Annotated in this window: 8 protein-coding genes; 5 read left to right on the top strand and 3 right to left on the bottom strand. The window is 56.8% G+C overall.

Features of this window, described 5'->3' with window-relative positions; all coding sequences use genetic code 11:
• Positions 1-184: hypothetical protein (locus U9R25_03585; protein MEA3334964.1), on the top strand; the 184-nt coding region annotated here is incomplete at its 5' end.
• Between the two features lie 179 nt (positions 185-363).
• Here the strand turns inward: U9R25_03585 and U9R25_03580 are convergent.
• The gene (locus U9R25_03580; GenBank protein MEA3334963.1) at positions 364-1,485 is read right to left on the bottom strand and encodes a purine nucleoside permease; all 1,122 of its coding nucleotides are present in this window, start codon (positions 1,483-1,485) and stop codon (positions 364-366) included.
• A 472-nt stretch (positions 1,486-1,957) separates the two neighbouring features.
• Here U9R25_03580 and U9R25_03575 point away from each other — a divergent pair, with 472 nt between their 5' ends.
• Entirely contained in the window at positions 1,958-2,788 is an 831-nt protein-coding gene (locus U9R25_03575; GenBank protein MEA3334962.1) for a hypothetical protein, read from the top strand.
• Between the two features lie 192 nt (positions 2,789-2,980).
• Positions 2,981-5,731 (top strand): PEP/pyruvate-binding domain-containing protein, encoded by a 2,751-nt coding sequence (locus U9R25_03570; GenBank protein MEA3334961.1) that lies wholly within the window; start codon positions 2,981-2,983, stop codon positions 5,729-5,731.
• 231 nt (positions 5,732-5,962) lie between these two features.
• Here the strand turns inward: U9R25_03570 and U9R25_03565 are convergent, their stop codons facing one another.
• Together U9R25_03565 and U9R25_03560 are read right to left on the bottom strand one after the other, a co-directional pair.
• Entirely contained in the window at positions 5,963-6,346 is a 384-nt protein-coding gene (locus tag U9R25_03565; protein ID MEA3334960.1) for a NifB/NifX family molybdenum-iron cluster-binding protein, read from the bottom strand.
• A 307-nt stretch (positions 6,347-6,653) separates the two neighbouring features.
• The gene (locus U9R25_03560; protein MEA3334959.1) at positions 6,654-8,042 is read right to left on the bottom strand and encodes a hypothetical protein; all 1,389 of its coding nucleotides are present in this window, start codon (positions 8,040-8,042) and stop codon (positions 6,654-6,656) included.
• A gap of 376 nt (positions 8,043-8,418) precedes the next feature.
• Between U9R25_03560 and U9R25_03555 the strand changes: the two genes are divergently transcribed.
• On the top strand, positions 8,419-9,420 hold the full coding sequence (locus tag U9R25_03555; GenBank protein ID MEA3334958.1) for an ABC transporter ATP-binding protein: 1,002 nt from the start codon (positions 8,419-8,421) through the stop codon (positions 9,418-9,420).
• Positions 9,417-10,463, top strand: a complete 1,047-nt coding sequence (locus U9R25_03550) for an ABC transporter ATP-binding protein (protein ID MEA3334957.1) — start codon at positions 9,417-9,419, stop codon at positions 10,461-10,463. Before U9R25_03555 ends, U9R25_03550 begins: the two co-directional genes overlap by 4 nt.
• Positions 10,464-10,580 lie beyond the last annotated feature (117 nt).

Below are 10,580 nucleotides of genomic sequence, written 5' to 3'. Positions count from 1 at the left end.
GCCCGCATTGCCGACACCTGTCATCGTTGGCGCGCCGCCCCTGGTAGGGGCAGTGGCTTGTCCCTGCCCGTGGTCGTCCCTGCCAACAGAGGGCGACCACGAGGGTCGCCCCTACGCCGATGTGCCCGGCTTTTTCAAATCGGCTTCGTTGGAATGGGTGCGGCGATATGAGGGCGTAAATTGAAAATGTACGGGTAGGGCCTTGTGCCTGCCCCCTATCCCACCAAAACGGGTGCAATGCCCCCGTCTCATCCAGCGATCGAACGAGGTTGCTCCGGTTTTCCTTCAAGCAGGCGCGGTGGTGAAAACACCGCGCCTGCCCATGGGCAACCCGAGCCGGTGTAGCCTCAGTTGCTCAATGGTTCAGGGTAGCGAAGGGACGCCGTCCTTCCACTCCTCCCAGTTATCGACGATGTGCTGCGCAGCAGCAGATCCGACACGATATGCGTTTTGAACCGATGGCATAAACCCATCGTTCTCGGCACGCACCGACTCAGCCGCCGTCTGGCCCGGGTATTGCTGGTCAAAATTACTGGCGGTGCGAAGCACAGCCACGCGGTCCAGGTCAAGCAAACCTGCGTCTGAAAGCCGACTCAGGGAGGTCAGCGTTCCTGAGTCTTCCATGTTCGACATGCAGTAGTTGCCCTGGCCATCAGTCAACTGATCGGTCCACCATTCGGCCCAATCCGAGAGCAGAGCGCCGTGCCAGTAGGTGCTTGCAGCGAAACTATCGCACTTGGTTACAAATGGGGTTTGCCTTGCCGGCAGGCCCTCGGGATAGTTAGCCCTGTAATCAGGTGCTCCTTCGGAATCGAACAGCTCGACGTCCTTGGAGAGTTGGTAGGACCATTCCGCCAGGTCGGCGTTGAGATGGAATACGTCAGTCCCGGATGACCATCCTCCATCACACCAGGGCTCGGCACAGCCCAGCCTGAACAGAGGATAATCCCACGACTCTGGTATCTCACGAGAATCGATCTCATGGGCGAGATCTCCGTCGACGACCCACTCGGCCCAGGCTGCAGCGCCAAGAGTTCCGTCGTCGGGCGGGGTGCCTGCAATGCCGGCTACCATGATGTACGTCTTTGTCAGGTCAAATTGCGGATCCAGGCCAACCGCCATCAGACTGGCAGCTGCGTTTGCCGTCCCCATGCCGGTGACCATGGCACAAAAACCGGCCTTGTTGCAATAGACTGGCGAGAATGCCCCAGTGACGTCGTACTCCTGGGTCATTTCCTCACCCTCAACCCAGAGTTGAACTTCACCCGGGAAGTCACCTGTAGACTCGCCAACTTCAAACATGGCGACCGTGAGAACTTTCACTTCAAGCGGTTCCCCGCTCTCGGTTTCGGGGACTGTCGCAATGGCGGCGGTGGGGAAGCCCTCCGCTGGTGTTTGTGGTTGTGATACCAGTATGGGCGCGCAGGCCGACACAACCAGGGCGAACAAGACAACGACCGACAGGGTCAGTTGTTTACGATTCACTTCAACCTCCTTTTGCAGGCAACAGGCAAGACTCCATCCAAAAAGCGTCAGACTTTCACTTACACTGGCGTGATCTGGTGACCAGGCGCAGCAACCCTGAGTGGATCGCGGTCGCCATTCAGTGCGGACGCCCATGGGGCACCCGACAGAAGACTACACCGACTTCCTGCAACCATTATACCACAGCTGCTCCCCCGCCATATTCTTACTGGAAAACTCTCACGACCCCTCTCTCAGCCCGCGCGCTGCTCCTTCCGCTTCGCTCCGGAGTCCTGCATAATCGTTTTGGAATTGCCGGCATATGATTCAGGTCATTGTCCCGCTGCCCGTGTTGTGTTATGATTCAACCAGGCCCCAATGGCTGGCCGCGGAAGAGGCGCAAGGATATCTACTTCTCTCTCCTCTCTGCGTTTGCTCATGATGTTGTCAGTGATCAGTGTCCACTAATGACTATCGACTCGAAAGTAGAAACATGACCCCAACCAACACAACAACCCCAGGCGATTCGCTGCCGATCACGCGAAGCCTCACCGTGGCCTATGCTTCGTCTCTCATCGTCGCTCTTCTCATGGCCGCGGTGTCCGTGGCTGGTCTCTTGTACCGGTCCGACATCTATCCATCGGAGGAATTGGCGCAAACTTTCGTCGCCAATGATGTGGTGAATCTTTTTATCGGCGTGCCTATCCTGCTCGTTTCGATGTACTTCGCGCGCCGCGGCAAGCTCATCGGGCTGCTCTTTTGGCCGGGCGCGCTCTTTTTCATCGTGTATAACACCATCGTCTACCTCTTTGCCATGCCGTTCAATTGGGCGTTTCTATCTTATCTCGCGCTCCTGGCGTTAAGCCTGTACACGATGATTGGCCTGGTAGCCAGCATCGATGGAAAGGCAGTGCAGCAGCGGCTCAGCGGAAATGTACCAGAACGATTGGCCGGCGGCGTACTGACCGGACTGGGGACACTCTTCCTGTTGCGCACCCTGGGCGAGCTGGCCAATGCCATCGTCAACCAGACAGCTATTCCCAGGACTGAAGTGGCGCTGCTTGTGGCGGATTTTCTGATGATACCGGCATGGGTCGTCGGTGGCGTGCTGCTGTGGCGGCACCAGGAGCAGGGCTACGTGGGTGGCACGGGACTTCTCTTTCAGGGCAGCATGTTGTTCATCGGCCTGATTGTGTTCCTGCTCCTGGCGCCGATCATGACCGGCGCGCCGTTCGTTCTGGTCGACGTGATTGTGGTATTCATTCTGGGCCTGATCTGCTTCATCCCTTTCGGGCTCTTCGTGCGCGGCGTCGCCAGAGCATAACCAGAAAACGTAACTGCTCAGGCAGTCCCGGGTTTTCCACAGATTTCGCCGATTGACACAGATTCAAACAAAAAAATCTGTGGAATCTGGGCAATCTGTGGTTGATCTGAGCGCAAACAAGTCATTTTCCTGCCGAGCCTGAGTAGTAACGTTGGGGTTAGCTTTTTCGAATACTAAAACGGAGACATCACCATGACTTACACCACTCCTTTCACGCAACTTGGCAAAAACGACATCCCGCTCGCGGGGGGCAAGGGCGCCAATCTCGGAGAGTTGACCGCAGCCGGTTTTCCCGTTCCCGCCGGATTCGTCCTGACGACGGAAGCGTATGGTGCATTTGTGAACGAAAATGGGTTACAGCATCAGATCACCGAGCTGGCCTCTGCGGTTGCGGCCGACGATCCGCAGTCGGCTGAAGAGGCCTCCGCAGCTATCAAAGAGCGCTTTCTCGCTGGCGACATGCCGGAGGCCATCCAGATCGATTTATTGGAGGCGTATGCGGATTTGACCATGGAAGGGGCGATCCCGGTTGCCGTGCGCTCTTCCGCCACCGCCGAGGATTTGCCCACAGCGAGTTTCGCCGGTCAGCAGGACACTTATCTCAACATTCGAGGGGGGCGCGCATTATTGGATGCGGTGAAAAAATGCTGGGCCAGTTTGTGGACGGCCCGCGCCCTCTCCTACCGGATGCGTCAGGACATTGACCCCGCCACTGTGAGCCTCGCAGTAGTTGTGCAACAATTCATTCCGGCCGAGTCCGCCGGCGTTCTGTTTACAGCCAACCCGATTGATGGCGAGCGCGACCAGATCGTTATCAACGCCACCTGGGGCCTGGGTGAGGCGATTGTCGGTGGGCTAGTGACACCCGACACCGTGGTCGTGGATAAATCGACCTGGCAGATAATATCCCGCGAGACAACCACCAAAACGGTGATGACGGTGCTGATTGACAATGGCACAGAGGAGCGATCCACACCCCAATCACAACAAGATCAACGGGTCCTGGACGACGCCACGGCCATCGAGCTGGCACGGTATGGCGCACAGATCGAGGCGCATTATGGTTTGCCGATGGACATTGAATGGGCGATATTCGGCGGCAAAATCGCCATTCTGCAAGCGCGCCCCATCACCAATTTGCCACCGGTGCCGTTGCGAGATGTGCGTTGGGATCCGCCCAGGCCCGGCACTATCTGGATGCGACGACAAGTCGTCGAGCACATGCCGGAACCCCTCTCCCCGCTTTTCGACGAGCTTTATCTGCAAAACGGCCTGGATAAATCGATGGATGAAATTGGCGTTTCTTTGACCGACCTGAGCGGCTTCGAGATCAACGTGTGGGACTTCGTCGAACCGCCCTTTGCCGCCACAGTCAATGGCTACGCATACAGCATCGCCAGCTTTGACTTCAGCTTGAAGATTGTTCCGCTTGTCTTGCGCATCTATACGGTCGTCTTGCCGAAGATGATCCGCCACCTGGTTCCCCGTTGGCGAGACGAGTCATTGCCTGACTATCGGGCTGCCATCGAGCATTGGAAGAGCATCGACTTGCCCAATGCGTCCGACGAGACTCTGTTGCAGGGTGTGCGTGAACTTGCCGCAGAGGATGCTATCTACTGGTTTGCGGCGGCTGTACCCCTGGGATTGGCGCGAGTCACGGATGCCGCGCTCAACCGCTTTCTGAAATCGGTTGGGCGCGGCCGGTCAAACGGCGCCTGCCTGACCAGCGGCTCTTTTCTGCGCGGCTTCCCATCCAAGGCGGTGGAGGCGCAGGCCCGGCTGGAAGCCATCGCCAGAAAGATCCAGGCCTCTGAGACATTGCGGAAACAGGTGTTGAATACGCCAGCTCCACGCTTGCTCGATATGCTGGCGGAGCATGCGGACGGGCAGGCGGTGCTGGACAACCTGCAGCAATATCTTGATGCGTATGGCCACCAGGTCTACAACCTGGACTTCGTTGCACCTACCCTGGCGGATGATCCCCTCCCTGTTCTGTTGAGCTTGCAGGCGGCCGTCGCCTACCCGGAGCGGGATGCGCTCGCTCGCCAGGCCGAGCTGGCGCGGGAGAGAGAGGCGCTGGTCGCGCGCACGGAACGCTCATTGAATCCCACCCAGCGCCCGATTTTCAGGCGCTTATTGGGCTGGGCGCAGCATTACTCGCCCTACCGGGAAGAGGCGCTCTTCTATGTGGGCGCGGCCTGGCCTGCTCTGCGACGGCTGGCCCTCGAACTGGGCAGACGGCTCACGGAAGCCGGCTCCCTCGATGCGCCGGTCGATGTCTTCTATCTGAAGAGCGCAGAACTGGAGGAGGCCATCAATGCACGCGCGGATGGTGTCGGTCGACCAGACCTGGCCAGCCAGGCCCGGGAGCGACGCATTCTGCGCGAAGCGCGCAAGCGCCTCGATCCACCGGTGGTGGTTCCGCCGGATGGCCGGATGAAGTTCGGGCCGATCGACATGGCCATGTTCGAGCCTAAATCCCGCACCATCAGCGCAGGCCCCACGTTGGATGGCTTCGCTGTCAGTCCCGGCCGGGTCACTGCACCGGCCAGCGTTATCCGGTCCCCGCAAGACTTCGACAGGATGGTCCCGGACACGATCCTCGTCTGCACGACCACCACCCCGGCCTGGACGCCTCTCTTTGCCCGGGCGAAGGGGCTGGTCACCGACATTGGAGGCGCATTGGCCCACGGTTCCATCGTGGCGCGAGAGTACGGGATCCCAGCGGTGATGGGTACAGGTATGGCAACCCAGCGTATCGAAAATGGTCAGCGCATTCTGGTTGATGGCGATGCCGGCACGGTAACGCTGCTGGATGAAGTCGACACAGAAGCGATAACAAAAGTGGAGGAAACAAATTCTCCCGCACGGAAATTCGCTCTGGCTGCGTTGGCTGTCGGGTTAGTTGTTGGTTTGGTTGTGTTGTGGGAAAAACGCAGGTAGGTTGTAAAATTGGTGGTGCTCCCCGACTGACTGAGGGTTTGACATCGGGCCGGCGGTTGATGCCCAGACGATGATAGCGCCATCGGGCATGGTGCCAGGTTTGTGGTCCATTTTTTCGGCGGCGGTCGGGTCCACGCTCGGCTCGTCGGTCTGGACGAAGATAACATCGGTTGCAGGCATTTTGACGGCGCGGGGGATGGGATCTTTCGCCAGGCTCGGGCTAAGATCCTTCTAATCCTGCTCATGCCCGTGGCCATGCGCAACACTCTCGGCGCATGGAGCAGCCTCACGCAGTTCACCGGCGTTGTAGCTTGCCAACGTATCACGCACCGTACCGCTGGCGCCGGTTGCAACTCCGATGCCAAGCTGTTCGAAGAATTGGATAGCCCGGCCGCCCATCCCGCCACTAAGCATGACATCTGCTTTCTGTTCATGGATAAACCGTGGAATCTCCCCTACCTGATGACCAGCATAATAGGGATTGTCGATGACTTCTATTGCCTGGACCTCGTTTCCCTGCATGTCCACCAGTGCGAAATAGGGACAACGTCCGAAATGCTGAGCGACGATGCTGTTCAGGTCATTGTTGGTTTGTAGTGAGATTGCGATACGCACAGGTTGTTTCTCCTTATCGATTGATGAGTGTTGTCAATTGCTTCAGTTTTTCTGCTTGCTCATCACTCATGGTTCGCTATCTTCCAGTTTAATCGAGACGTTCGCTGAAACGGCCCTCATTCACGCATCACCAGCTTGTAGAAGGAAGCCTCTCCGCGAATTTTTCAAGATGGAATGGAGCGAAAATGGACCATGCCGATATTTGCATTATCGTTCAGGTAAAGGGCGTTCTTACTGCTCATACGCTCACAATGCTGAAATCAGTCTTTATCCGGCGTCAGTCTACTGCGTTGGCGGATGCCACCGTCTACCAAAACTGAGGAAGGTAGTCCCGGTAAACTTTCAGGTAGTCATCCAAGATGAGTCGAGCCACCTCCAGATCACTGACGATCGGATCCAGCAGCAGGCACTGTAGCGCGGCCTGTCTGTCTCCGTGTATGGCGGCGTCGATGCCCAGGCGGGCGACGGTGAGCTCGCGGCGCAATAATTCGGCGACAGGCTCCGGCAGATTCCCCACTCCCACGCCTTGCACGCCCGCTCCACTAACCAGACCCGGCACCTCCACGATAGAGCCGTCAGGTAAGTTAGCGATGTAACCCTGGTTGGGCAGGTTGACGGCAGGGTGGTAGTGGTTTCCAGCGCCGGCGATATTGACAATCAACTCCAGAGCCCCTTCGCTATCCACCTCCCGAAGAAAGCCGATGTCTTTTTCGCCTGCACCCATCTCAGCAATATCGTCATGCCCTATCCTCCGCAAATCCTCCCACAGACCCCAGTCGTAGAGGCTGATGTCGTATTTCTCCCAGGGTTTGGTAATGGGATCGTTTACCCAGGGCAGGTATTCGCACATGTGCTCATCGCCGGCAACGGGGAATAGGCCGAAGATGTCATAGATGCGCCGGGTCAGAGGTTCGAAGGTGGGGTCCAGCTCTGCCCAACGTTCTGTGAAGAGCGGATACAGATCCCGGCCATTTTGTCTGTCGTAGATGCCCAGCACCCAACTGAAGTGATTGATTCCGGCCGCCTGGATGTCGATGCGCTTCATCGCCTGATGGATCACTTTTACCAGAGGCGGCCAGGTATAGGGATCAGCATGTGTGGATGTGACTGGTTCTGGCACTGTGATGCCAAGGTCATCGGCAAGAGCATAGCCAATCATCCCATAGGCAGCGTGTATCTGATGGCAGAGTCCAACGACCTTGATCTCGCTGTAGCGAGCAATGGCATCGCAGATACGGATCATGGGGTTAGTGTAGTTAAGGAACCATGCGTCGGGGCATTGTTGCTCCATGTCGTGAACGATCTCCATCACCGGCCCAATGTTACGGGCGGCATGGATGAATCCGCCCGGGCCACCGTTTTCGGCGTAGGGCTGGCGCACACCATACTTGAGAGGGATCTCGAAGTCGGACCGCCAGAGAACTTCGCGCGGCGGTGCTTCGATGGCTGAAACAACGAACTCGGCGCCTGAGAGTGCATCATTGTGATGGGTGTGGGCGCTGATCGTCATTTCAGCGTCCCATTCGCGGTTGAGTCGTTCGGCCAACCGGGTGATCAGGGCCAGTGTCTCGGCGTTTCTGTCGACCAGCGCCAGGTGACTGCCCCGCAGGCGTTCACTGCCCATCAGGGCGGCAACGGTATTGAGGCCGAAAATGGCGCTGCCTGCGCCGATTGCGACGATCTTAGTTGGTAGCATTTTCGGTCGTCCTTCTCAGGTTGAGTATTATTACTTATCTTTGCACTTTTACATCTGAATCGAGCTGGCATGGCCCAAATCTAGGATGATAGGGTAGCACAAACCCTCCCTGTGAGTCAATGTAGAGGAACATCCCCCGGAAAGCTCTTGACTCGGGTTTCAATTCCTGCTATACTGATCAAGGTGAGTTGAGCACACGTGTGTTCAGCCAGATAGCAGGAAACGCGACTCAGATAATATTTTTACTATTATTGTACAGGGTATGAAGTAGCACAGGTCGTATTATTTCCGATTTCGTCAAGTCCAGCAGAACTTGTTTTAACCACTACCGCGTGCACAATTCCATTCCAGATTCCACGGCTGTCTTTCTTGTCGTATGGCTTCAGCACTTCAAGTGAACGACCTGCGGGTGTACTACCATACATCCCGCGGGATAGTCAAAGCTGTAGACGCTATCACCTTCGGTGTGAAGGCTAGCGAACGCTTTGGTCTGATTGGGGAGTCCGGTTCGGGAAAGTCAACTATTGCCCTGGCCATCATGCGCCTGATCCGCCCGCCCGGAGTCATTGAGTCTGGAGAGATCCGTCTTGATGGCGAAAATCTGTTGGACCTCTCAGACGAGGAAATGCGCCAACGTCGACTGGCCAGCGTGGCGATGGTCACTCAGGGGGCCATGAACTCCCTCAACCCGGTGATCCGCATTCGCCAGCAGTTTGCGGACGGCCTGAACAGTCACGGTGTAAAGGTTACGCAGAAAGATGCCCGCGAACAGTTGAGCGAACTACTGCTTCGAGTGGGGCTACAGCAGGACGTTGCCGACATGTACCCTCACCAATTGAGCGGAGGCATGAAGCAACGTGTCTGCATTGCCCTTGCCATGAGCTTGCGTCCCAGCCTGATCATCGCCGACGAACCGACCAGTGCACTGGATGTGGTTGTTCAGCGCCAAGTCATGCAGACATTACGTCAGGTGCAGGAGGATCTGAATTCCGCGGTGATCCTTATCGGACATGACATGGGTCTGATGGCACAGTTCACAAGTCGCATTGGAGTAACATACGCGGGTAAGCTGGTCGAAGAAGGACCGGTGCGCGCTGTCTTCCGCCGCCCACAACATCCTTATACGCAACTGCTCATGGACAGTCTGCCATCACTGGAGGAGAAACAGATGTTGTCCGGAGCGGCTTCGGGTTCCCCCCCTTCGGCGTCGGAGCGCCCCGAAGGTTGTGTCTTTCATCCCCGTTGTCCCTATGCGATGGACCAATGCATCGATATGGCTCCAGTCTATCGTCAGGTCGCTCCAGAACAGTGGGTTGCCTGCCACCTGCATAACGACGGGGAACAGTGGAGCGTTCAAACCGAGAAGAGTTACGCGTGACTGCACTGCTTGAAGCGAGGAAGGTCACCAAGATATTTGGCGGTGGGGTTGGCCAACGCACCGAAACTGTTGCTCTAAGACATTTGACCTTCAGTATTGATTCCGCACGCCCTTCCATTACGGGAGTCGTGGGCGAGAGCGGCAGTGGCAAGAGCACAATGGCGCGTCTGCTCTTAGGGCTGGAAACGCCGACAGAGGGGAACGTACTGTATGAAGGCAAAGATCTTACGCGATTGAGCGGTTCAGAACGCCGCGCGTTTCGTCAGGACGTGCAGGCGGTCTTTCAGGATCCGTTTGGGTCGTTCAATTCCCTGTACAAAGTTGACCACATGTTGGAGGTGCCGATCAAGAAGTTCAAGCTCGCGCGGACCAAAGAAGAGAGAATGCAACTGATGATCGGCGCACTGGATGCGGTAGGACTGAGGCCGGAGGAAACACTCGGTCGATTCCCGCATCAGTTAAGCGGCGGTCAACGTCAACGGATCATGGTCGCGCGTGCGCTGATGTTAAACCCTAAGCTGATCGTCGCTGATGAGCCAGTGTCGATGATCGATGCGTCATTGCGTGCAACTGTGCTCACCAATTTGCGTCAATTGCGTGACGAATATGGTATTTCAGTGATTTACATTACGCATGACCTGACTACTGCGTATCAAATTTGTGACGACATCATTGTGCTTTATCGCGGCTACGTTGCAGAGGCCGGGGACGTTGGCATGGTCGTGAAAGATCCCAAGCATCCATACACACAACTATTGGTCAGCTCAATCCCCTGGCCCAATCCTGACCGCCTATGGTCGGAGGAGTCAGAGCCGTCTCCCCTGGCGGCTCAGGCGCAGAATGATCTTGGTTGTCCATTTGCTGCACGCTGCCCAAGCACATTTGAGCCATGTATTCAGAAAGCGCCACCGTTCTTTCGCATGCATGAACAGCGCGCAGCCACTTGCTACCTGTACGAGGATTGCCCGACCTTGGCGTATGACAGCATGAATGAACTGCTCATGCATACATCGGAGGTCGGCGGGCCGACTACAGTTCTGTAGCTGTCATATTCGTCAACATACCGTTCGCCAACGGAGGAGGTGATGATGAAGTAAACGTTTTAGGACGCAGATCGAAGGTTTGTCGTCCGTCAAAGTCTGTTTTCTTGTCTGAGTGAA

This window comes from Chloroflexota bacterium (genome assembly GCA_034717495.1).
GTDB lineage: Bacteria > Chloroflexota > Anaerolineae > JAAEKA01 > JAAEKA01 > JAYELL01.
Note: the sequence above shows the minus strand (reverse complement) of the source record. Positions and strands in the feature narration are given on the sequence as shown.